Source organism: Sodalinema gerasimenkoae IPPAS B-353, from assembly GCF_009846485.1.
GTDB classification, from domain to species: Bacteria; Cyanobacteriota; Cyanobacteriia; order Cyanobacteriales; family Geitlerinemataceae; genus Sodalinema; species Sodalinema gerasimenkoae.
On the sequence record NZ_ML776472.1, the window covers coordinates 4,792,632 to 4,814,233 of the forward strand.

17 protein-coding genes, 1 pseudogene and 1 CRISPR repeat array (1 of these 19 only partly in view) are annotated in these 21,602 nt (G+C 52.5%); of the genes and pseudogenes, 9 read left to right on the plus strand and 9 right to left on the minus strand.

Features of this window, described 5'->3' with window-relative positions; genetic code table 11:
* Positions 1 to 1,071: a CRISPR direct-repeat array (repeat unit 37 nt; unit sequence CCCGAAATCCACCAAAATCCCTTTTAGGGATTGAAAC) (it extends 1,760 nt beyond the left edge of the window).
* A 463-nt stretch (positions 1,072 to 1,534) separates the two neighbouring features.
* Both L855_RS20835 and gcvP read right to left on the minus strand, forming a co-directional pair.
* Positions 1,535 to 2,134, minus strand: a complete 600-nt coding sequence (locus L855_RS20835) for a Uma2 family endonuclease (RefSeq protein WP_159790830.1) — start codon at positions 2,132 to 2,134, stop codon at positions 1,535 to 1,537.
* Positions 2,131 to 5,181, minus strand: a complete 3,051-nt coding sequence (gcvP, locus tag L855_RS20840) for an aminomethyl-transferring glycine dehydrogenase (RefSeq protein ID WP_159790831.1) — start codon at positions 5,179 to 5,181, stop codon at positions 2,131 to 2,133. The genes L855_RS20835 and gcvP overlap by 4 nt, the downstream gene beginning before the upstream one ends.
* A 321-nt stretch (positions 5,182 to 5,502) precedes the next feature.
* Here gcvP and L855_RS20845 point away from each other — a divergent pair, with 321 nt between their 5' ends.
* Together L855_RS20845 and L855_RS20850 are read left to right on the plus strand one after the other, a co-directional pair.
* Positions 5,503 to 7,107 carry an efflux RND transporter periplasmic adaptor subunit gene (locus L855_RS20845; protein ID WP_159790832.1) on the plus strand — a complete coding sequence of 535 codons (1,605 nt, stop codon included), beginning with the start codon at positions 5,503 to 5,505 and terminating at the stop codon, positions 7,105 to 7,107.
* 74 nt (positions 7,108 to 7,181) lie between these two features.
* Positions 7,182 to 10,292 carry an efflux RND transporter permease subunit gene (locus L855_RS20850; protein ID WP_159790833.1) on the plus strand — a complete coding sequence of 1,037 codons (3,111 nt, stop codon included), beginning with the start codon at positions 7,182 to 7,184 and terminating at the stop codon, positions 10,290 to 10,292.
* Positions 10,293 to 10,323: 31 nt separating this feature from the next.
* Here L855_RS20850 and L855_RS20855 read toward each other — a convergent pair whose 3' ends face one another.
* Entirely contained in the window at positions 10,324 to 10,632 is a 309-nt protein-coding gene (locus L855_RS20855) for a hypothetical protein (protein ID WP_159790834.1), read from the minus strand.
* Between the two features lie 137 nt (positions 10,633 to 10,769).
* Between L855_RS20855 and L855_RS20860 the strand changes: the two genes are divergently transcribed.
* Together L855_RS20860 and L855_RS20865 are read left to right on the plus strand one after the other, a co-directional pair.
* Positions 10,770 to 11,126, plus strand: a complete 357-nt coding sequence (locus L855_RS20860) for a type II toxin-antitoxin system HicA family toxin (protein ID WP_246199314.1) — start codon at positions 10,770 to 10,772, stop codon at positions 11,124 to 11,126.
* Positions 11,127 to 11,175: 49 nt separating this feature from the next.
* Entirely contained in the window at positions 11,176 to 11,361 is a 186-nt protein-coding gene (locus L855_RS20865) for a type II toxin-antitoxin system HicB family antitoxin (RefSeq protein WP_246199323.1), read from the plus strand.
* A gap of 117 nt (positions 11,362 to 11,478) precedes the next feature.
* On the opposite strand, the gene L855_RS20870 is transcribed toward L855_RS20865, so the two are convergent.
* The 3 genes from L855_RS20870 to L855_RS20880 are packed head-to-tail and all read right to left on the minus strand — an operon-like array spanning position 11,479 to position 12,861.
* Positions 11,479 to 11,622, minus strand: coding sequence for a hypothetical protein (locus L855_RS20870; protein WP_159790836.1), 144 nt, complete (start codon positions 11,620 to 11,622; stop codon positions 11,479 to 11,481).
* A 49-nt stretch (positions 11,623 to 11,671) separates the two neighbouring features.
* Positions 11,672 to 11,977, minus strand: coding sequence for a hypothetical protein (locus L855_RS20875; protein ID WP_159790837.1), 306 nt, complete (start codon positions 11,975 to 11,977; stop codon positions 11,672 to 11,674).
* Positions 11,977 to 12,861, minus strand: coding sequence for an alpha/beta fold hydrolase (locus L855_RS20880; protein WP_159790838.1), 885 nt, complete (start codon positions 12,859 to 12,861; stop codon positions 11,977 to 11,979). The genes L855_RS20875 and L855_RS20880 overlap by 1 nt, the downstream gene beginning before the upstream one ends.
* 216 nt (positions 12,862 to 13,077) lie before the next feature.
* Between L855_RS20880 and rlmN the strand changes: the two genes are divergently transcribed.
* Complete coding sequence (gene rlmN / locus L855_RS20885) at positions 13,078 to 14,127, plus strand: dual-specificity RNA methyltransferase RlmN (protein WP_159790839.1); 1,050 nt, start codon at positions 13,078 to 13,080, stop codon at positions 14,125 to 14,127.
* 108 nt (positions 14,128 to 14,235) lie between these two features.
* Here rlmN and L855_RS20890 read toward each other — a convergent pair whose 3' ends face one another.
* Positions 14,236 to 15,888: a DUF6930 domain-containing protein gene (locus tag L855_RS20890; protein WP_219729972.1), complete on the minus strand. Its 1,653-nt coding sequence runs from the start codon at positions 15,886 to 15,888 to the stop codon at positions 14,236 to 14,238.
* A gap of 218 nt (positions 15,889 to 16,106) precedes the next feature.
* Here L855_RS20890 and def point away from each other — a divergent pair, with 218 nt between their 5' ends.
* The 4 genes and pseudogenes from def to L855_RS20910 all read left to right on the plus strand — a co-directional run.
* Entirely contained in the window at positions 16,107 to 16,679 is a 573-nt protein-coding gene (gene def, locus L855_RS20895; RefSeq protein WP_159790840.1) for a peptide deformylase, read from the plus strand.
* 15 nt (positions 16,680 to 16,694) lie between these two features.
* Positions 16,695 to 16,898: a hypothetical protein gene (locus L855_RS20900; RefSeq protein WP_159790841.1), complete on the plus strand. Its 204-nt coding sequence runs from the start codon at positions 16,695 to 16,697 to the stop codon at positions 16,896 to 16,898.
* Between the two features lie 18 nt (positions 16,899 to 16,916).
* Positions 16,917 to 19,424 (plus strand): ATP-dependent DNA helicase RecG, encoded by a 2,508-nt coding sequence (gene recG, locus L855_RS20905; protein WP_159790842.1) that lies wholly within the window; start codon positions 16,917 to 16,919, stop codon positions 19,422 to 19,424.
* 150 nt (positions 19,425 to 19,574) lie between these two features.
* Positions 19,575 to 20,475, plus strand: a pseudogene (locus L855_RS20910) (RNA-guided endonuclease InsQ/TnpB family protein); the annotation flags it as partial.
* Positions 20,476 to 20,533: 58 nt separating this feature from the next.
* Here L855_RS20910 and L855_RS20915 read toward each other — a convergent pair.
* Positions 20,534 to 20,842, minus strand: a complete 309-nt coding sequence (locus L855_RS20915) for a tetratricopeptide repeat protein (RefSeq protein ID WP_159790843.1) — start codon at positions 20,840 to 20,842, stop codon at positions 20,534 to 20,536.
* 67 nt (positions 20,843 to 20,909) lie between these two features.
* A complete protein-coding gene (locus L855_RS20920) occupies positions 20,910 to 21,524 on the minus strand; it encodes a Uma2 family endonuclease (RefSeq protein ID WP_159790844.1) in 615 nt (204 codons plus the stop codon).
* Positions 21,525 to 21,602 lie beyond the last annotated feature (78 nt).

The following is a 21,602-nucleotide window of genomic DNA, read 5'->3' on the forward strand; positions in this document are numbered from 1 at the left end:
ATCCCGAAATCCACCAAAATCCCTTTTAGGGATTGAAACGCTGAACGCATCTTTGACAGACCCACCAAGTCCACCCCCGAAATCCACCAAAATCCCTTTTAGGGATTGAAACTTCACAGTCTGCACCCATACACCAACAATCGGCGCCCGACCCGAAATCCACCAAAATCCCTTTTAGGGATTGAAACACAAAGCCAAACGGCTCATCCTCAAACTACCTATCCCCCCGAAATCCACCAAAATCCCTTTTAGGGATTGAAACAGGCCAAAATATGCGGTTATCGAGCAACCCCTGGGAGTCCCGAAATCCACCAAAATCCCTTTTAGGGATTGAAACAGGAGTTTCTATTAGCAGTAACGCCAAAGTCGATGCAGCCCGAAATCCACCAAAATCCCTTTTAGGGATTGAAACACGAGGGCTGAATCTTTTGTTTGTGGCTTAAGCTTCCCGAAATCCACCAAAATCCCTTTTAGGGATTGAAACTTCCGACATTTCATCGGTACGAAGGAAGCAATACCCAACCCGAAATCCACCAAAATCCCTTTTAGGGATTGAAACTATCTAACGGGAGACAATGACCACAACTTGGCGGTGCCCGAAATCCACCAAAATCCCTTTTAGGGATTGAAACGTGGTCATAGTTGTTAATGGTGGAGTTGACATCCCGAAATCCACCAAAATCCCTTTTAGGGATTGAAACGCTGAACGCATCTTTGACAGACCCACCAAGTCCACCCCCGAAATCCACCAAAATCCCTTTTAGGGATTGAAACTTCACAGTCTGCACCCATACACCAACAATCGGCGCCCGACCCGAAATCCACCAAAATCCCTTTTAGGGATTGAAACACAAAGCCAAACGGCTCATCCTCAAACTACCTATCCCCCCGAAATCCACCAAAATCCCTTTTAGGGATTGAAACAGGAGTTTCTATTAGCAGTAACGCCAAAGTCGATGCAGCCCGAAATCCACCAAAATCCCTTTTAGGGATTGAAACACGAGGGCTGAATCTTTTGTTTGTGGCTTAAGCTTCCCGAAATCCACCAAAATCCCTTTTAGGGATTGAAACGTCATACCGGTCGTGATGCCCATCAGCATATCCGTAGCCCCAAAATCCCTTTTAGGGATTGAAACATGGGGCTGGATGTTACTATCCGGGATGAACTCGAAAATCACCAAAATCTCTCAAAATTCAGGACGCCAATTTAGGAAGGCAGAACCAATTTTGGTGATTTTATATAATAAATTTTATTATTAAATAGCAAAACAAGCGTGAGGCTGCGTGCAGTATTTGGATCCTTAAAAATAGCTCAATCTCCCCCCAAACGAATAAACTCCTATCCTCTATAACTGCCGAAGATGATACGTGATGATAAACAAAACCGTCAAATCACTAGCAAAATTACAAACCAGGTGCGTTGCGGCAGCTTCTAAATTGTCCTCTTAAGTCTCCATAGATTTGAGCCGCAACACACCCTACCGTAATGAATTAAGACTAGGAAATTTGGAGATAAGCATCAAAACTGGCGGACTTAATCGTGGCATGAAGACACCCGTTCAGGAGTCCAATCCCCAATCCGCAACTGAAATCCCGGTAACACATCTTCCCCCGACACATCCGCCGGGAAATCTCGTATCTCCACCGGTTCCTGAAGACGATAAATTTCCACCTGTTGCTGCTGCGGATTAATCAGCCATCCCAACCGTACCCCCACCTCCTGATACTCTTGCATCTTACGGCGCAACATCTCCAAAGAATCCGTTGCTGAGCGCAATTCAATCAGGAAATCCGGGACAATGGGGGGAAATTTGCGGCGCTCGTCTGGCGTTAACCCTAAGTAGCGTTCCCGTTGCACCCAAGCCACATCAGGGGAGCGACTGGCCCCATTGGGAAGGCGAAAAATGGTCGAAGAACTAAACACATACCCCAGTCCCGTTTGACGGTTCCAGACTCCTAAATCAATCGTTAATTCAGCTTCTCGGTTTCCACTATCTCCACCAACCGGGGGCATAATAATTAAGTCTCCTTGGGGCGATCGCTCAAACCGCAGTTCATCATGATTACAACAGAGTTGATAAAACTGCTCATCGGTGAACTCAACCTGATCCAACTTCAACAGTAACGGTCTCATTCGTTCCCTCCATCCCCTAAAAACAACTCCATCGGACGCGGATTCACCACCTCCGTCTCCTCCACCACTTCCACTGACTCAACCGTTTCCACCGGCATATCCCCATAAGCCTCCATCCCCACACAAGAACAGACCAAATTGCGATCGCCAAACGCCGCATCAATCCGTCCCACTGGAACCCAATACTTCGACTCCCGACACCAAAGCGCCGGATAGGCCGCCTGTTCCCGAGAATAGGGACGCTCCCACTCCCCAGACAACAACGACTCCGCCGTATGGGGGGCATTCCTGAGGAGATTATTCCCCTCATCCACCTCACCCCATTCAATGGCCTCAATCTCGCCACGAATCGCAATCATCGCCTCACAGAAGCGGTCCATCTCCGCCAACGACTCACTCTCCGTCGGTTCCACCATCATCGTCCCCGCCACGGGCCAAGAAATAGTGGGTGCATGGAAGCCATAATCCATCAACCGCTTCGCTACATCTTCCACCGTGACCCCCGCCGACTTGCGCAACGGTCGTAAATCCAAAATACATTCATGGGCCACCCGTCCCGATTTGCCCTTATATAACACCGGATAGACCTTATCCAGTCGCTGGGCCAGATAGTTCGCATGGAGAATCGCCAAGCCAGTCGCCTGGGTGAGTCCTTCCGCCCCCATCATGGCAATATACATCCAGGAAATGGGCAAAATACTGGCACTTCCCCAAGGGGCCGCCGAAATCGCGCCAATTCCCTGGGGTTGGGCCTGAGACTGGGGAGACACCAGAGAATGACCCGGTAAAAAGGGCAACAGATGAGCCGCTACCCCAATCGGTCCCATTCCCGGACCGCCACCACCATGGGGGATACAAAAGGTTTTATGCAGATTCAGGTGGCACACATCCGCCCCAAAATCCCCAGGACGACATAACCCCACTTGAGCGTTGAGATTGGCCCCATCCAGATACACCTGGCCGCCAAACTGATGCACAATCTCGCAGACCTCGATAATACTCTCCTCAAACACCCCATGCGTCGAGGGATAGGTGACCATAATCGCCGCCAAGGACTCCGCGTGTTTCTCAGCTTTGCGCCGTAAATCCTCAATATTGATGTTTCCTGACTCATCACAGGCGATCGCCACCACCTGCATCCCACACATCACTGCACTGGCAGGATTCGTCCCATGGGCCGACTCAGGAATCAAACAAACCCGACGCTGCACCTCACCGCGATCGCGATGATAGGCGCGAATCACCTGTAATCCCGCATATTCCCCCTGAGACCCTGCATTGGGTTGTAGAGAAATCCCCGCAAAGCCCGTAATCTCCGCCAGCCACCCCTCCAACTGCCGAAACAGCAACTGATAGCCCTGAGTTTGGGATTTGGGCGCAAAGGGGTGAATCTTAGCAAATTCTGCCCAACTCACCGGCAACATCTCTGCCGTGGCGTTGAGCTTCATGGTACAAGACCCGAGGGGAATCATGGAGGTCGTCAGGGATAAATCCTTCCGTTCGAGGCGATGGACATAGCGCAAAAACTCTGTCTCAGACTGGTATTGATTAAACACCGGTTGCGTTAGATATTCTGTCTCTCGCGCTAGGGGCGATCGCCCAATCCCATACCCCGACTCCGCCACCCGGTCTCGCATCTGGTCGAGAGTAAACGGTAACTCCAGAGAATCGGCAAAAATCTGCCATAAATCCAGTAAATCCGCATCTCGGGTAGTTTCATCCAGACTAATCCCCACCTCCGTCTCACTGACCTGACGTAGATTAATCCGCTGAGCCGCCGCGCGGCCAAGAATGCGTTGCGCCGACCCCACCTGAACGGTCAGGGTATCAAACAGGGGCGACTCCTGCACCCGAAACTTTAGCCGTTTCAGACCTTCGGCTAACATCACCGCTCGCTGGTGAATCCCCTCGGCAATGTGACGCAACCCCGCTGGACCATGATAGACCGCATACATCGAGGCCATCACCGCCAGCAACACCTGAGCCGTACAGATATTACTGGTGGCCTTATCGCGACGAATATGCTGTTCTCGGGTTTGCAACGCCAGCCGCAGGGCCGGTTTACCGCTGCTATCCTTCGAGACTCCCACCAAACGCCCCGGTAACTTGCGCTGATAGGTTTCCTTCGTCGCAAAATAGGCCGCATGGGGGCCTCCATAGCCCAGGGGAACCCCGAACCGTTGACTGCTTCCCACAGCAATATCCGCCCCAAACTCCCCCGGCGGCCTTAACAGCGTCAAACTGAGTAAATCCGCCGCCACTGTAACGAGGGCCTGATGCTGGTGTGCCCTTTCCACAAATTCTCCATAGTCACAGACCGCCCCCTTGGTGGTGGGATATTGCAATAATGCCCCGAAAATAGGGGTTTGGAAGTCAAACGCTTGCCAATCCCCAACGATGACCTCAATGCCCAAGGGTTCAGCGCGAGTTTGTACCACTTCAATGGTCTGAGGATGGCAATCAGCGGCCACAAAATAGGTATTACACTTCGCCTTCGACGCGCCCCAACTTAAACTCATCGCCTCTGCGGCGGCGGTTCCTTCATCCAGGAGGGAGGCATTCGCAATTTCTAACCCCGTCAAATCAATTACGAGAGTTTGGAAGTTGAGGAGAGCTTCCAAGCGTCCCTGAGCGATTTCCGCCTGATAAGGGGTGTAGGCGGTGTACCAGCCGGGATTTTCCAGGATATTGCGTTGAATCACCGGGGGCGTGATGCAGTCATGGTAGCCCAGTCCCAAGAAGGAGCGGTAGAGTTGGTTTTGTTGGGCGATCGCCCGCAATTTCCGTAAGGCCTCCGCTTCCGTGAGCGGTTGGGGCAGATTCAGAGGCTGTTTGAGGCGAATTTGCTCAGGAATGATATCTGCAATCAGTTGCGCCAAACTCTCATAGCCTAACGCTGACAGCATCTGGGCCATATCTTCGGGCGTTGAACCATTATGACGCCGGGCAAAATCAAACTTCCCGTGAGGGGAAACGTGGGGGGTAGCGGTTCTCGATTTACCGGAACTGGGCTGTTGGGGGTTGGGAGTGGTGTTCAAATCCAGCATGATACTCTCGTTGAGACAATGAGCAAATTCGCAACAACTGCGAACCTAGGCGGTAGATCGAGCCGTAACTCTCGATGCTAGTCTAATTAATCTTTCGCAATTCTGAAGAGATTTCATCATGACCTCTCCATTTTTCTTGTCACCCATCTATAATAAATTACATAATTCTTAATAATATTGTCGGTACTGACGTATCCCACGTCAGCCGAGTCCCTCCCCCACGACCGGGTCTCCCTCACCTCAACTCCCTGATTTAGGTAGGGTTCACCTCTCTGAGGCATCCCAAACCCAGCGTTGCCTTATCCGTTGTTCTTGTTTCCTGTGAAACCCTTGAGTTACGACATCGACCACAACCAACGCGCAAATCCCAACTCCAGCGTTCCGCCAACGCCGGAGGAGTCCGCCCCTGCCGTTCCCGATGAGGAATTTCCCTCAGAATCCGAGCCTCCCGCCCCCAGAGGCATCAACTGGAAATCCATCCTCATCGGATTGGGCCTAGGCATTGTCTTAGCGGGAATTGGGGGACGACTCTTTAGCGAATCCTCCCCGGACACTCCCATCGCCGATACGGAGGAAACCGAGCGTAATCCCAGTCAAACGGTCACAGCCATTACCGTCGGGGAACAAGCGGTCAATCGCACCCTCAACGCCAGTGGCAGCGTCAACGCCTATGACTTACTCCCCATCCTGCCCCGCGCCACAGGCCTACAAATCCTCGAAGTCCGAGTCCGTGAAGGGGATATCGTCGCCCCAGGAGAAGTCCTCGCAGTCCTCGACGACTCAGTGCTTCAGTCGCAACTGTCGGGGGCCTTATCGCAAATTGACTCAGCCCGCTCCTCAGTGAGTGCCGCCGAAGCGGATATCTCCCAAGCCACATCCAGTCGCCGCCAAGCCGAAGCTGACCTAGAACGCGCCCGCACCGGGATTCGCCAAGCGGAAAGCCGAGTCGCTCAAGCCGAAGCCAGTCTCACCCGCAATCGCGCCCGAGTTACCCAAGCCGAGGCAAGTTTAGAACAGTCAGAACGGGAGTATCAACGTTACCAGCAATTGGCCAACCAGGGGGCCATTAGTCAACAGGAAGTGGAACTACGAGAACGGGATGTACGCACCGCTCGTGAAGATGTTAACCAAGCCATAGAAGACGTCCGAGTCGCCGAGGCTGAATTAGAAAGCGCCCGCGCCGATGTCCTCAACGCCGAAGCCAATGTAACCAGCGCCCAAGCGACCTTAGACAGCACCCTAGCCGGCATAGAAGCGGCTCAAGCCGGGGTCGCCAATGCTCAAGCGGGGGTACAGAATCAAGATGCCGTGGTGCAGGAATTGGAAACTCGCCTCAATCAGACCTTAGTGGTTGCCCCTCAGGGGGGAATTGTTGCCGAACGTCAGGCGCGAGTCGGAGACGTGAGTGGCAACAATCCTCTGTTTACTCTGATTGCTCAAGGACAGTTGGAGTTACAGTTACAGGTTCCCGAAACCCAGTTACCCCTAATTCGTCCTGGCGCTCCGGTCCGAGTTCGCTCCGATGCCGACTCTCGCATCGATGTTCGCGGACGAGTCCGAGAAATTCTGCCTACCATAAATCCCGAAACTCGTCAAGCGACCGTCGTCGTAGATTTACCCAGTGACGACAGTTTACGCCCGGGGATGTTCCTAGAGGGAGAAATTGTCACCGAAACCCTGGATAGCTTAACCATTCCCTCGGCGGCGGTTCTGCCCCAAGCCGACGGTAGCGCCCAAGTCTTCCGCCTCAACCCCGACGATACCGTCACCGCCACCCGCATTGAGTTAGGGGAGGTCGTGGATGCTGAAGATGAGTCAGAGGAGTCCCAAGTGGAAGTTCTCAGTGGCTTAAATGCGGGCGATCGCATCATCGTCTCAGGGGCCGGATTCCTCAGCGACGGCGATCTCGTCCGAGTCGTCGACTAACCCCCGATTGCCATCCCCCCCCATCGGAGGGCTGGCCAGTTCTTGCCTCTTGCCTCTTGCCTCTTGCCTGCTTTATGAGCTTCTCAACCTGGTCCGTCAAACGCCCTGTTCCCACCCTCGTCTTGTTTATTATCCTGACCTTTGTGGGACTGACCTCATTTTTCCAACTGGGGATCGATAATACCCCCAACATTGATGTTCCGGTGGTGCAAGTCACGGTCACTCAACCCGGTGCTGGCCCCTCGGAGTTGGAGTCTCAGGTGACGCAGCCAATTGAGGATGCCGTCGCCGGTTTGGGAAATATCGATGAGTTGCAATCGACCGTCAATGATGGGGTGTCGGTGACGACCATTAACTTTGTCTTGGGAACCGACACTGATCGCGTTACCAATGATGTACGCAATGCGGTGTCACAAATTCGCCAGGAACTCCCCCAGGATATCAATGAACCGATTATCGAGCGGTTGGAGTTTGCTGGGGGCGCGATTATGGGCTATGCAGTGCGGTCCAATCAGCGCAGTATTGAGGAACTCAGCCAACTGGTCGATCGCCAGATTAGTAGTGCCCTATTGCAAGTTCCGGGGGTGGCACAAATCAACCGCACGGGGGGAGTTGACCGAGAGATTCGGGTGCAACTAAACCCGCAACGCCTCAAAGCCTTAGGCATTACCGCCACTCAGGTCAATGACCAGATTCGCGCCTTGAATCTGAACCTCTCTGGGGGGCGATCGGAAGCGGGAGGCCTCGAACAAAGTATTCGCACCCTGGGCAGCGCCCCAACGGTGAATGATTTACAACGCTATCGCATTAGCCTACCGAATGGGGAGTCGGTTCCCTTGTCTAGCTTAGGAACCGTTGAAGATAGTTTCGGCGATCGCCGTCAACAGGCGCAACTCATCACCCGAGAGGGAACTGAGGAGGTGGTCTCCTTCCAGGTGTTGCGCAGTAGCGGGTCCAGTGTGGTTCCCGTAGAAGAGGGGGTTCGCGAACGGGTGGCAGAGTTAGAAGCTGGCATTCTCCCCGATGATATTGAGTTTCAACTGCTGTTTACCCGCGCCAACGAGATTCGCGACTCCTACCAGGCCTCCATTGATGCCTTAATCTTCGGCTGTTTACTGACCACCATCACCGTGGGCTTTTTCCTGCGGGATTGGCGAGCGACGTTGATTACAGGGGTGGCGTTACCCCTGTCCATTGTCCCCACCTTTATGGTGATGCAACTGTTGGACTACACCCTCAATGGCATGACCTTGTTGGCCTTGTCCCTCGCGGTGGGGAACTTGGTGGATGATGCCATCTGTATGATTGAGAACATTGATACCCATTTAAGTATGGGTAAACGCCCCTTTCAAGCGGCGTTAGATGCCGCCAATGAGATTGGTCTAGCGGTGGTGGCGACAACGGCGACCATTGTGGCGGTGTTCCTTCCCGTGGCTTTTATGGGGGGGATTCCGGGACAGTTTTTCCAACCCTTTGGGGTGACAGTGGCGGTGTCTACCATGTTCTCGACCTTGGTCGCGACAACGATGACCCCTATGTTGTCCGCCTATTTACTGAAACCCAAACCCCAAGCGGAGGAGACCTCCAATCTCCTCAATCCCTCCCCCAAACCGGGGCCCTATCGTCGTGTCTTGACCTGGGCCTTGCGCAATCGTATTACCACGCTTTTGATTGCGATCGCCTTCTTTATTGGCAGTCTGCAACTGGTTCCCTACATTCCCCAAGGGCTGTTTACCGATGGCGATCAGGGGATTAGTACCGTCAACGTAGAATTACCGCCCGGCGCTCGGTTACGGGATACCCTCGCGGTAAGCGATCGCCTCAGTGATGTCTTACTCAACCATCAGGCCACCGAGAATGTGTTTGTCTCCGCCGGAAGTGGCGGCTCAACGGGGTCTGTGAATCAGGCCACGGTGCGCGCCATTCTCAAACCCACTGACGAGCGGGATGTGAATCAACAGGAGTTTGAACAGGAAATTCGCCCTCGACTGGCTGAGATTCCTGGAGCACGCTTGAGCTTCCAGTCGGCGGGGGCTGGCGGGGGTGGAAAAGACCTCTCCATCGTCCTCAGTGGGGAAAATCCCGAAGTACTGCTCGACACCGCCACGGCTTTGGAACAGCAAATGCGGGGCATCCCCGGTTTAGTGGAAATCGCCTCCAGTGCCAGTTTGGTGCAGCCGGAATTGTTAATTCAACCGGATAGTGAACGGGCGGCGGATTTGGGCGTCTCGGTTCAGGCGATCGCCCGCACGGCCAATCTAGCCACTTTAGGGGATGTGGAGGCGAATTTAGCCAAATTTGACCTCCCCGACCGACAGATTGTCATTCGCGTGCAAATTGCCGAAGAGTATCGCAATAGCCTACAAACGCTGCGGAATTTAGAGGTTCCCAGTCAATCGGGGGCGTTAGTCCCTCTCTCCTCAGTGGCGCGGATTCGTCTTGGTAGTGGTCCAGCACAAATTGACCGTTTTGACCGCGCCCGTCAGATTGCCGTAGAAGCGAACCTAGAGGGGATTTCTTTAGGGGATGCCCTTGCAGCAGTGCGGGAACTCCCAGCGATGAATCCTCTACCACCTGGGGTTTTTGAACAGCCCTCCGGCGATGCCAAAATCATGGTAGATATCTTCACTCGTTTTTTAGGTGCTCTGGCATTTGCGATTCTTTGTATCTATGCCATTTTGGTGCTGTTGTATAACAATTTCCTCTATCCGTTAACGATTCTGGTGGCGCTGCCGTTGTCTGTGGGTGGGGCATTGTTAGCACTATTGATTACTCAGAAGGAGTTAGGATTGTTTGCCCTCATTGGCATCGTTTTACTGATGGGATTAGTCACTAAAAATGCCATTTTGTTAGTGGATTGTACCCTGGCCAATCAAGAGAAAGAGATTCCCCAATTTAAGGCCATCGTGGAAGCCGGAGTTTCTCGATTGCGTCCGATTTTCATGACTGCGATTTCCACTGTAGCCGGGATGATGCCCATTGCCTTAGAGTTAGGGGCTGGGGGTGAGGTGCGTTCCCCCATGGCGATCGCCGTCATTGGCGGCTTCTCGACCTCCACAATGTTGACGTTGTTGGTGGTTCCGGTGTTGTTTACCTATGTGGATAATCTCAATCGTGCCTTTAGGGATATATTGAGCAGCGGCTTCGGGGGCTTCAGACTGCCGAATCTGTTGGGGCGATCGTAGTCATCATAGGGGGCGATCGCCCTTTCCCAGATTAGTCCCCGATTCCCGCCATAAAGTCCCCGATGGTTGTCGCAACGGTTGCCTGTTGTAACAGGTGTCGGAGGCGGGAGACATCACGGATTTGCCTGGGGCGATCGCTCACCTCATCAGGAACCTGATTAAAGCGCACCGTCAGCACATCGAGAATAGCTGAACGAGCCATGTCTAAACTGCCTTCTTGATGACCGGTTTCTAAGGCTTGACGTTCAATTTTGCTGAGAATTGGCATGTTTCGTTCCTCCTGATACTGACGAAGTTTGGTATCGAAACGCTCTTGTAAGACCCGAGGCAGGGTCATCATCCAGTCTAGCAGTCGGAAAAAGGTGCGCCATCACCAGCAAGGCAAAGGGAGTCGAAGTTACGGGAGCGTCAGGAAAATGCTCATCCCTTCTTTTGGTCGCCGTTGCTGTTAATTGGCGACCCCCGTTAGGCGATTTTTTGGCAACCCCGATAACTCCGGTTGGCGACCAGAAACCCGATTTTTTGGAAAAATCGGGTTTCTCGCCCTTCCCTCCCCTTCCTCTTTTGCTAGGATCGGTCATGGGTAAATCAGAAAAATTGGTGGCTCGTTTTTTAGCGTTGCCGCCAGAAGTCCGTTTCTCCGATATCACAACTTTACTGGAGCAGTTTGGTTATATTGAAGTTCGTTCTCGGGGCAGTCATCACACCTTTGAAAATGCCGATGGAGATATCATTGTTGTTCCGAAGAAAAAAGGTGCAAAAGTCAAACGAACTTACGTAAAAGTGATTGTTAAACAATTAAATTTAGAGGAATGGCAAAATGACACAAAGTAATCTTATTCATTCTAAACCTCTGGAATATTATTTATCCCTGAGGTATCCTATGTCAATTTATCCTGAAGACGAAGGAGGCTATACCGTCATGATTCCGGATTTGCCAGGATGTATGAGCCAAGGGGAAACCCTGGAAGAGGCTTTAGCAAATCTCGATGAAGCACGGCAGTTGTGGCTGGAAACTGCCTATTTCAGTCAAAAGCGAGCGATTCCTTTACCGTCTGAACTTCAGTAAAACATCGCCTTACTGGATAACCTTCTGTTCACCCATCCCCCTATTTTTCCTCATTGCTGTTGTAGCTAGAACTCTCCTCAGTAGAGCGGATTCGTGCTGTTGGGGCGATCGTAGTTATCACAGGGAGCGATCGCCCTCTCCCAAATTAGTCCCCGATTCCCGCCATAAACTCGCCAATGGTTGTTGCAACGGTTGCCTGTTGTAACAGGTGTCGGAGGCGGGAGACATCACGGATTTGCCCAAGGCGATCGCCCACCCCATCAGGAATCTCACCTCATCAGGAAATCGATTCCAACTTGCCCGAACACATCTAGTTTAAGGTTTTGCAGATGTAGTCGCCGGCGCCGAATTGCTCGAAGGGGAGGTGGCGACCATCCCGTTTGATGCGTTCGCGACGCTTACAGTCGTATTTTTCTCGGGGCCGCCGTTCTCCGTCAACTCGGACCTCGGCGCGGTATTCCCAATGGTATTTGGCACTGCGTTTGATGCTGATGATGCAAATTTGCCGACCGTGATAGGTGCGGCAGGTTTCGTTGACGGTGGAGGGAAATCCCCACCAGAGATTGAGGAGGATGAGCCAAGATAGGGCCGCGCGGATGAGGGGAAAACTTAGCATTACTCCAATTCTAAAGCCCAGGATTTGAGAAGGGCGTTCACTTGGTCGGGAACTTCGTCATGGGGACAGTGGCCGGCGTTGAGGAAATGTTCGCTTAGGTCGGGATAGTATTGGCGGAATTTGGCGCTGCGGTCCTTGCTGTTCATCCAGGGGTCTCCCTCTCCCCACAGCATTAGTAGGGGTTTGTTGAGTTGGCCGAGGAGTTCGTCGACGGTTGCGCCTCGGGGGGTTTTGAAGACGGAGGCGAAGACTTTGGCGGCGCCGCGATCGCAGGAGGGACGGTAGATTTCTTCGATGAGGCGATCGGTGACGGCACTTTTATCGAGATAGACTTTTTCCAGGGTTTTGCGAATGACGGACCGGCGGCGTGTGTTCTGGAAAATTAGGAAGGCGACCCAGTCTTGTAGGGCAAAACTGCGCAACATGCGACTGAAACGACTGGGTTGGCGCGGTTGTGCGTCGCTGAAGGGACCGGCACTGTTGAGTAGGACGAGACCCCGCGCCGATTCGGGTTTTTGGGCGGCGACGGCGAGACAGACATAACCGCCGAGGGAGTTTCCGGCTAAAACCACGGGTCGACCAATCACCTCTTGGATGAAGTCATGGAGTTGGTCGCGCCAGAGTTCGCCACCATAGGCCAGGGGAGGTTTTCCAGAACGCCCAAACCCTAATAGGTCGATCGCCCAAACTTCAAATTCCTCGTGCAACCCCGCGATGGTTTTGCGCCAATGGTCGGTGGATGCGCCGAAGCCGTGAACTAAGAGAAGGGGGGGACGGGAGGCTTGGGGGGATTCTCCGGCACGGACGTAGTACACGGGATGATCGCGCCAGGTCCAATGCTGTCCGGGGAAACTGTCGCGTTCGACGGGGGATGTGGTGGTCATGGTCGGGGGGTCACTCGGCTTGTTACGGCGTTTGTAACGTATTGTATCGAGTTTCACATCCGAAGGGGAAGGGCGGACGTACTCCAACCAGTCCCATTCGTTAGTCTGTACCTCTTTGTCACCCCAACTGTCGAGTTGTCTTGGGACAGCAACTCGCCAGTTTTTTTGGTGGCTGGGGTCGCGTTAAGATGGGGTGTTACTGTTTAGGCTTTGCCGATGTCTCTGTCCACTGCTACCGCCACTCCCCTTTTGGGTCAATCTCTACAAGACCTCACCACCTGGATGCAAGGCCAGGGACAACCGGCCTATCGGGGGAAACAACTGCATCAATGGTTGTATCAGAAGGGGGTGCGATCGCTCTCGGAGATTACGGTCTTTCCCAAGGCCTGGCGCGAGGCGCATGAAGAGATTAATCTGGGACGTTCGACGATTCATCATCGTTCGATTTCCCCGGATGGGACGATTAAATATCTGCTGAAACTGGCGGATGGCAACATTATTGAAACGGTGGGAATGCCCACGGAACGGCGCTTAACGGTCTGTGTTTCCTCTCAGGTGGGTTGTCCCATGGCCTGCGACTTTTGCGCCACGGGGAAGGGGGGATTTCTGCGGAATTTAGCGGTGCATGAGATTGTGGATCAGGTGCTGACGGTTCAGGGGGAGTTCCGCGATCGCGTCAGTAATGTTGTCTTTATGGGGATGGGAGAACCGCTGCTGAATGGGGACAACGTCTTGGGGGCGTTACGCTGTCTCAATCAAGATGTGGGCATTGGGGCGCGATCGATGACTATCTCCACGGTGGGGATTCCAGGACAGATTCGCCGTCTGGCAGACCATCATCTACAATCGACCCTGGCGGTGAGTCTCCATAGTTCTAATCAGGCTTTGCGGGAACAACTGATTCCCAGCGCCCGCCAGTATCCCTTGGAGGCGCTCATAGCAGAATGTCGCGATTATGTCAAGGTCACGGGGCGACGGTTGACCTTTGAATATCTGCTGCTGGCGGGGTTAAACGATCGCCCCCACCATGCCGAAGAACTGGCCCGTCATCTGCGGGGCTTTCAAAATCATGTCAATCTGATTCCCTATAATCCCATCTCGGAAGTAGACTATCAACGCCCGAGTCCCCAACAGGTCAATGAGTTTGTTGAGGCTCTCCAAGACCGCCATATTGCCGTCAGTGTGCGCTATTCCAAGGGATTGGATGTGGATGCCGCTTGCGGTCAATTGCGGGCTTCTCAGCAAGCTTTAGCAATCGAAGATTGACTTAGGACTTGCTCGTTGGGAAAGACTTCCCCACCTATTGCCTATTGCCTATTGCCTGTTGCCTTCTTTTCCCCAGTTTTTTGGTCCTATTCAGACCAATTTTTGCTATTAAAGGAGCGGAAACAGACTTAGATTCTCGATGCCCATCTGTTCGGGAGCGAGTAGAAGCACCTCATAAAAGGCTTTCATGTCGGAGAGATTGGGGTCGCCGCTGCGTTTACCGGTGGCCCCCATGGCCAGAATTAAGCCACATCTACCGTACGTTTTTTCGAGGTTGTGTTTCCAGGCTTTGCGGGCCTTTTGATGGTAGGGATTCTCTAAGTCAAACTCGCCCACGAGATGGATTTCCTCATTTTCGAGTTGCATCAGACCCAGCTCATATTCAAAATCATCAAAGGGTGAAACGCAAGCTTTGAAGGTCAGACCGAGTAAGCCGCCTCTGGCTTCAATGGCGGCGATGATATCTTTGACTTTGGAGCGGGTGCTTTGGACGATAATCACCGGAAATTTGCCGCGCACAACTTTGTTCAGGGGTTCCTGAGGACAGTACACCTGCTGGCGTAAGGCTTCCACCATAGACCAGGGGATATTATCAACCCGCAAAATTGAGCCATCGGGGATAATTTCATCCTGGAGTTGCGGCATCCGCGCCAAGATGGATAAGTCGTCATCGTAGCCTGGGTCTTCGTTGAAGCTAACTTGGCCGTCTTCGCTAGAGAGTTCTTTGGCAACGCTGGGCATTGAGGAGACGGTGACGGAGACGATGCGATCGCCCTCTTCGTTAATGTCGCTTCCTTGCAGGGGGCCGGGAATGACAATGTCATAGACTTGGCGCACCACTTCGTCCCAATCTTCCATGAGTAGATCTTCATGGTCTGCCAAGAACAAATGCAAGGCTTTGAGGGCAATCCAGGCGGGGAGGGCTTCTTCTTCATGGAGAAAGGGCCGCAAGCCTTCGAGGGGATGCAAACTACCAAAGTTGGCGTCAACTTGGGACCAAGGAAATTCCCCGAGGTCATCCATATCATCATCAAAGTTTTCATCTCCTTCATAGGTGAGGAAGATGCAGTCCTGACTGAGAAAGATGCTTTCTAACTTTTCTAGGGAGGTATTCGCCAAGATAGAGGCGCGGAAGCCTTGCAGAGAGTCCAGGCTACGATAGAGCAAAATGCCATAGTCGAGACCAAGCAATCCTAAGATGGAGACGTAGAAGCTATCAATTCCACCGTAGTTGAGTTCAATACTGATGACTTGATGATCGCCGAGATAGTCCCAGGGCGCGTCTTCCCAGAGGGCTTCGGCTTGTTCGTTGAGGGGATCAAGATATTGGGGGGGGAGTTTTGGCGGCCGCCCTCCGACAGCATCTTCGAGTCCTCGGAAGAGTTCGTCAATGAGGGGCAGTTCGGGGACGTAGTCTAGGGCAATATCGAGATCTTGGAGGACACCGCGCAGGAAGAAGAGTAGTTCGCGGTCTTTGACAATGATTTTTTGGGGCCGGGCCGGCTGGGCCGGTTTGTGGGGATATTCCATGGCCCGCAACAGGGTCCGTACCACCGCTTCCATCCCTGATTCATCTGAAACTTTCTCGATCGCCCGCACTACTCCTTCAGATCCATCGACCCAAATCACGCAGTCATTCGCATCTTCACCAATCACTTCCCCCGAGTCTAGGTCAATTTGCAGCGATCGCCGATCGCCTTCCCACACGGAGGGAATTTGGTCGAGTTTATTGAGGCGGCGACAGGTGGATGGTGTTAACACGGTCAGAGTCAGGTAAGGACAATGGTCAGGGGCGTTGGACGCTGTCTTTCTACTTTACCACTGGTTTTCGGGATGTTTCTCTAGGGAAGTTAAGCTTTCTATACCCAAGAGCGGTCTAGAGTTAGGGCGACTCCCTTGGGGGGGGGGATGCTTGTCGTGCTAGCAACAAACGTTATGATTTTATTGAAGGCCTGTATCGATGAACACGTTGCTAAATTATGTCAACTTCAGCACCTCTCCTGGTTGAAAAAACGAAATTAGAGCGCCCTCCCCTTGAGATTCATAGGTTGGGCGATCGCGTCTTGCGCCAAAATGCAAAGCGGGTGGCCCGGGTCGATGAAACTATCCGTGGCTTGGCCCGTGAGATGCTACAAAGTATGTATACTGCCGATGGTATTGGTTTAGCGGCGCCTCAGGTGGGCATTGGTAAACAAATGCTGGTGGTTGATTGTGCCCTGGATGACCCCAGTACGCCGCCGCTGGTGTTGATTAACCCGGTGATTCAAGCCTACAGCCGTGAGGTGGCCTTGGGCCAGGAAGGCTGTTTGAGTATTCCTGGGGTTTATATGGATGTGAAACGGCCTCAGGTGGTTGAGGTGTCGTATAAGGATGAGTTGGGCCGTCCCCAACGTCGCCGCTTTAGTGGCCTGCCGGCCCGGGTGATTCAACATGAGATGGACCACCTCAATGGGGTGATGTTTGTCGATCGCGTCGATGACCAACTCCTGCTGACGGAGGAACTCTCAAAGTATGGGTTCTCGGTCAAGTCCGTTCGTCATCTTAAGGCTTAGGGAGGCGCGAGGATTATGGTGTCGTCCCCGAAAGTAGGGTTTTTGCTGGCTGTCTCCTGTGTGGCGGCGATCGCGGCGGTGGGGTCTATTTTTGAGTTGTCGTCGGGACATCCTCAATATGGAGTCTGGCTGACGCGAATTATTCTCGGATTGAGCGCGCCTCTGGTGGTGTTTGCCTTTTTGGCGGCAGTGCGAGAAGCTAATGCCAACAATTCTTGACGGTTCTCGAGTCTGACGATGGTTCAATCTCCATCTGTTGATAATGCTCCTGATTGGGAGCGGTTACGAAAAGCGCTCAGTGTAGAAGCTGAGCGCGGTTTTTCTGATTTGGTGGGACGGGAATTTCGCTTTCATGAGTTCCTGGAGCGTCAGTTTAACAATCCTCCGGCGCGGTTGGCGGGGAGCGATCGCCAACGTTGGCAAAATTTAGCGGCGGAGTTTGAGAGATACCCCTCTATGACGCTGGCCCAACGTCAGCATCTGGTGGCGGAGTCGCGGCGGGTGTTGTTGCAAAGTGAACGCTCTCTGGAGATGCGATCGCGATCGGTGCGAGAACCGGTCACGCCTCGCAAACCTCCCACAGCGCAGCTTCACTCCCAGGTCGCTCCGGCCGAGCTATCGTTGGATCAGCCTCTGGCTCAGGTGCGTCAGATTGGCCGCCGGGGGGGCGATCGCTTGGCCCGCTTAGGACTCTATCGTGTGCAGGATTTGTTAGAGTATTTTCCGCGCGATCGGATTGATTATGCTCGTCAAGTTACCATTGCTCAATTAGAACCAGGAGAGACTGTTACAGTTGTTGCCCAAGTCCAAAGTTGCAGTTTTTTTAATAGTTCCAAAAACAAGAAATTAAGCATCTTTCAGTTAACCCTAAAAGACCCCACCGGGCGCTTAAAAATAACTCGTTTTTATCCTGGAAATCGCTACAGTTCCAGCCGTTGGCAATATGCCCATAAGTCCCAGTATCCAAGAGGTGCAACCGTTGCCGCCTCAGGATTGGTCAAGAAAAACAAATATGGAATTACCCTAGAAAACCCCGATTTAGAAGTTCTAGAACACGCCGACGCTCGGATTGAATCCTTGTCTGTAGGGCGAGTCTTGCCGGTCTATGCCTTGACCGATGGGGTCACCGCTGATTTGGTGCGAAAATCCGTGTTGGCGGTGCTTCCAGCCAGTGAGCAAATTCCCGAACCCTTACCTCGGAAGTTGCGAGAAAAGTATGAATTGCTGGACCGGCCGACGGCGATTGCAAATATCCATTTTCCCCCCGATACGGATATCCTAGACTTGGCCCGTCGTCGCCTGGTCTTCGATGAATTTTTCTATCTCCAACTGGGCCTCCTGAAACGTCGCCATGAACTCAAACAAGCCGGGGAACTGCAACTCGCCAATAGCCAGGCCCAACGGCTTACTATTCAAGGACAACTCATCGAACAATTCTACAACCTCCTCCCCTTCGACCTCACCCATGCTCAAACACGGGTGATTCAAGAAATCCTAGCTGACCTTGACAAAACCTCCCCCATGAATCGGCTGGTTCAAGGAGATGTGGGGGCCGGTAAAACCGTAGTGGCGGTGGTAGCCATTTTAGCCGCCATCCAATCAGGGTATCAAGCGGCCTTAATGGCCCCAACAGAAGTCTTAGCCGAACAGCATTATCGCAAATTAGTCGACTGGCTGAACCTGCTACAACTCCCCGTTGAACTCCTGACGGGGTCCACCAAAACCCGCAAACGGCGACAAATCCACAGTCAACTCGAAACCGGCGAACTCCCCGTTTTGGTGGGAACCCACGCCTTAATTCAAGATAAAGTGCAGTTTCACCGTTTAGGGTTAGCGGTGATTGACGAACAACATCGCTTTGGCGTACAGCAGCGGGCCAAGTTGCAACAGAAGGGAAGTAATGGCATTTGTCATGTTCTCTCCATGACCGCCACCCCCATTCCCCGGACCTTGGCGTTGACCTTACATGGGGATTTAGATGTCAGTCAAATTGATGAATTACCCCCCGGCCGCAAACCGATTCAAACCACAGTTTTGGCGGGGAAACAACGGTTAGAGGCCTATGATTTGATTCGCCGTCAGATGGCGATGGGCCATCAGGCCTATGTGGTGTTACCGTTGGTGGAGGAATCAGAGAAGTTAGATCTCAAATCGGCGGTGGAGGAGTATGAACGCTTGCAAGAGGTCTTCCCCGATTTTCGGGTGGGATTGTTGCATGGACGGATGACCTCGGCGGAGAAAGATGCAGCCATTGCGGCGTTTCACGGTCATGACACCCAAATTTTGGTCTCGACGACGGTGGTGGAAGTGGGGGTGGATGTTCCCAATGCGACGGTGATGTTGATTGAGAATGCTGAACGGTTTGGTTTGTCGCAATTGCATCAATTACGGGGTCGTGTGGGCCGAGGGGGCGATCGGGCTTATTGTATATTAATGACCCATCCCAAAGCCTCCCCCGATGCCAAACAGCGGTTAGAGGTGTTGGAATCGTCCCAGGATGGCTTTTTGATTGCGGAGATGGATATGCAGCTTCGTGGCCCGGGCCAGATGTTGGGAACTCGCCAGTCGGGGTTACCGGATTTTGTCTTAGCCAGCCTCGTGGATGACCGAGAAGTGTTGATTCTGGCCCGAGATGCGGCGGAACGGGTGATTCGCAAGGACCCCAGTTTAGAGCGATATCCCCGCATGAAGGCAGAGTTGGAGATACGATTTGAGCGAATGTTAGGCGGGGCGATGTTGCAATAACCCCCTATTGTCATCCTCCCCCAGTGGAGGGGATTTTTCGCCCCTGCTCCCAGTCCTCAATTTGCAAGAGTTTCACTCGTTTAAATTCTCTTGTATTATCGAAAATTTTGGGTCTAAAACCCCGTCCTTCTAGGACGGCTTTTGACAATGAAGAATGTCGGGCGACTGAAGCTAGTTGGAACCTGGGATTTGGCGTTTTACGGTACAGAACAAATCAAACGGGTTCGACTGGTTCGCAGAGCCGATGGCTATTACGCTCAGTTCTGCGTCAAAGTAGAGGTTCGAGAAGAACTCAAACCGTCAGGAAATACTGTGGGGTTGGATGTCGGACTCCTTGAGTTCTACACCGATTCCCACGGAGAATGCGAACCGAACCCGAGGTTTTACCGAAACGCCGAGAAAAAGCTGAAACGCGCTCACCGAAGGGTGAGCAAAAAACAGAAAGGCTCTGCCAACCGAAAAAAAGCCGTCAATCGACTCGGGCGAGTACACCTCAAAATAAGTCGGCAACGTGCTGGCGAAGCCTGCGCCTAAGCGCATAGAACACGCCAAGAGACTGGCGCGTTGCGTAATCCAATCTAACGATCTGGTGGCCTACGTTGGCGAAGCCTGCACGAAGTGCATAGATTTGAGGATTAAGAATCTGGTGAGAAACCACTGTCTCGCCAAGTCGATTCACGATGCTGGTTGGTATCAATTTAGGAAATGGTTAGAGCATTTTGGGGTAAAATTCGGCAGGATAACTGTAGCGGTGAACCCTGCCTATACCTCTCAAAAATGCTCTAACTGTGGTGCAGTCGTCAAAAAATCCCTATCAACTCGAACCCATGCTTGTCAGTGTGGTTGTGAGTTAGACAGAGACCACAACGCAGCCGTCAACATTCTGAATGCTGCTTTAAGTACGGTAGGGCATACCGGAACTTGGGTCGATGACCCACTCGCGAAAGCGGGGCGTAGCCCTTACGCTTCTGGAGATTTGACCGCTACTTTGGCTGGTGCAAACCTGTCAGGGCAAGTCGGATCGTTGAAGGAAGAATCCCCACGCCTTTAGGCTGGGGAGTGTCAAGAGTCACTAAAATCAGGTGATGGGCGAGTGCAATTGAACCAATTTACAAGTCATACGCACTAATTGGAATTCCCAATTTATCCCAATTTTCGGAAGTCATGCCATAGATGTCTGTAGGGGCGAACGGCTGTTCGCCCTCCTCGGTGTCAGATGTATAGCAAGCATTATTAGCATGATTGGGGTCTATCTGTAACAGCCGCTGCCACGTCCGTTCCGCCTCCTCATACCTCCCCTCCCGACGAGCCGTATTTCCCCGCTCAAAGAACTCATCCATCGTCTGTCCCACCCCAACCTGGGGAACCAGCAGTAGGGACAACGCCAAACCTAAGCCCAAGACTCGACGCATCACCATCTCCGGCTTCTCCACTCATCCTTTCATCCAGTATAGGTTTTCTTTCCCTCTCTTGTGCGGTTCGCTCCTAGGGATTTTCAAAAATATCCTTAACGGTTAATTCCAGTTCAGGAAATGTCAACGATTCCACCCGGTCGTCTCCCCGAAATTGCTGGACTTCATACTCTCCATCAACCATCGTATAAACCGAAAGAGTCGGCGATTTAGGATTACCAATAAACCGCCGTCCTCCCAATCCTAGATAATCCACAATCCAATATTCTGGTATCCCCATCACTTCATGATCCGCCAGCTTCCTCATATAATCATTCTGCCAATTCTGGCTAACCACTTCAACCACCAGTCGTATGGAACTCCCCAGGGTTACAATTGACTCCTTTTGCCAACGGGGTTCTTGATTTAACGCCTCTTTATCTAAAACAGTTACATCGGGCTGATATCCTGATTCGGTCTCGACGGGTTTCAACAAACAATCACCGGGAATTGAGTATGGTAATTTGAGCCGTCTGATTTCAAAATGGAGTTCACCGGTGATAAATCCGGTGATGTTGGAGTGGGTTCCAGTGGCTAAGGGCATTTCGACAATGGTTCCGTCGTAGAGTTCGTATTTGCAGGCGGAATCTTGGGGATACCAGTCCACAAATTCATCGAAGGAAATGGGTTTTGTAATGGTTTGAATCATAGTTGTTTTGAACTTTTGTCTGGGTCTAGGGTAACAAAGAAAATACGGAGGAGAATCACCACAGAGGCACAGAGGACA

Bases quoted from the DNA above. Each gene is read 5' to 3' on its own strand.
- gcvP (WP_159790831.1), bottom strand. From the start codon at position 5,181: ATGCTGGATTTGAACACCACTCCCAACCCCCAACAGCCCAGTTCCGGT.
- L855_RS20875 (WP_159790837.1), bottom strand. From the start codon at position 11,977: ATGCTAAGTTTTCCCCTCATCCGCGCGGCCCTATCTTGGCTCATCCTC.
- L855_RS20855 (WP_159790834.1), bottom strand. From the start codon at position 10,632: ATGATGACCCTGCCTCGGGTCTTACAAGAGCGTTTCGATACCAAACTT.
- L855_RS20920 (WP_159790844.1), bottom strand. From the start codon at position 21,524: ATGATTCAAACCATTACAAAACCCATTTCCTTCGATGAATTTGTGGAC.
- rlmN (WP_159790839.1), top strand. From the start codon at position 13,078: ATGTCTCTGTCCACTGCTACCGCCACTCCCCTTTTGGGTCAATCTCTA.
- L855_RS20915 (WP_159790843.1), bottom strand. From the start codon at position 20,842: ATGGTGATGCGTCGAGTCTTGGGCTTAGGTTTGGCGTTGTCCCTACTG.
- L855_RS20870 (WP_159790836.1), bottom strand. From the start codon at position 11,622: ATGGGGTGGGCGATCGCCTTGGGCAAATCCGTGATGTCTCCCGCCTCC.
- L855_RS20900 (WP_159790841.1), top strand. From the start codon at position 16,695: ATGGTGTCGTCCCCGAAAGTAGGGTTTTTGCTGGCTGTCTCCTGTGTG.
- L855_RS20880 (WP_159790838.1), bottom strand. From the start codon at position 12,861: ATGACCACCACATCCCCCGTCGAACGCGACAGTTTCCCCGGACAGCAT.
- def (WP_159790840.1), top strand. From the start codon at position 16,107: ATGTCAACTTCAGCACCTCTCCTGGTTGAAAAAACGAAATTAGAGCGC.
- L855_RS20865 (WP_246199323.1), top strand. From the start codon at position 11,176: ATGTCAATTTATCCTGAAGACGAAGGAGGCTATACCGTCATGATTCCG.
- recG (WP_159790842.1), top strand. From the start codon at position 16,917: ATGGTTCAATCTCCATCTGTTGATAATGCTCCTGATTGGGAGCGGTTA.
- L855_RS20835 (WP_159790830.1), bottom strand. From the start codon at position 2,134: ATGAGACCGTTACTGTTGAAGTTGGATCAGGTTGAGTTCACCGATGAG.
- L855_RS20850 (WP_159790833.1), top strand. From the start codon at position 7,182: ATGAGCTTCTCAACCTGGTCCGTCAAACGCCCTGTTCCCACCCTCGTC.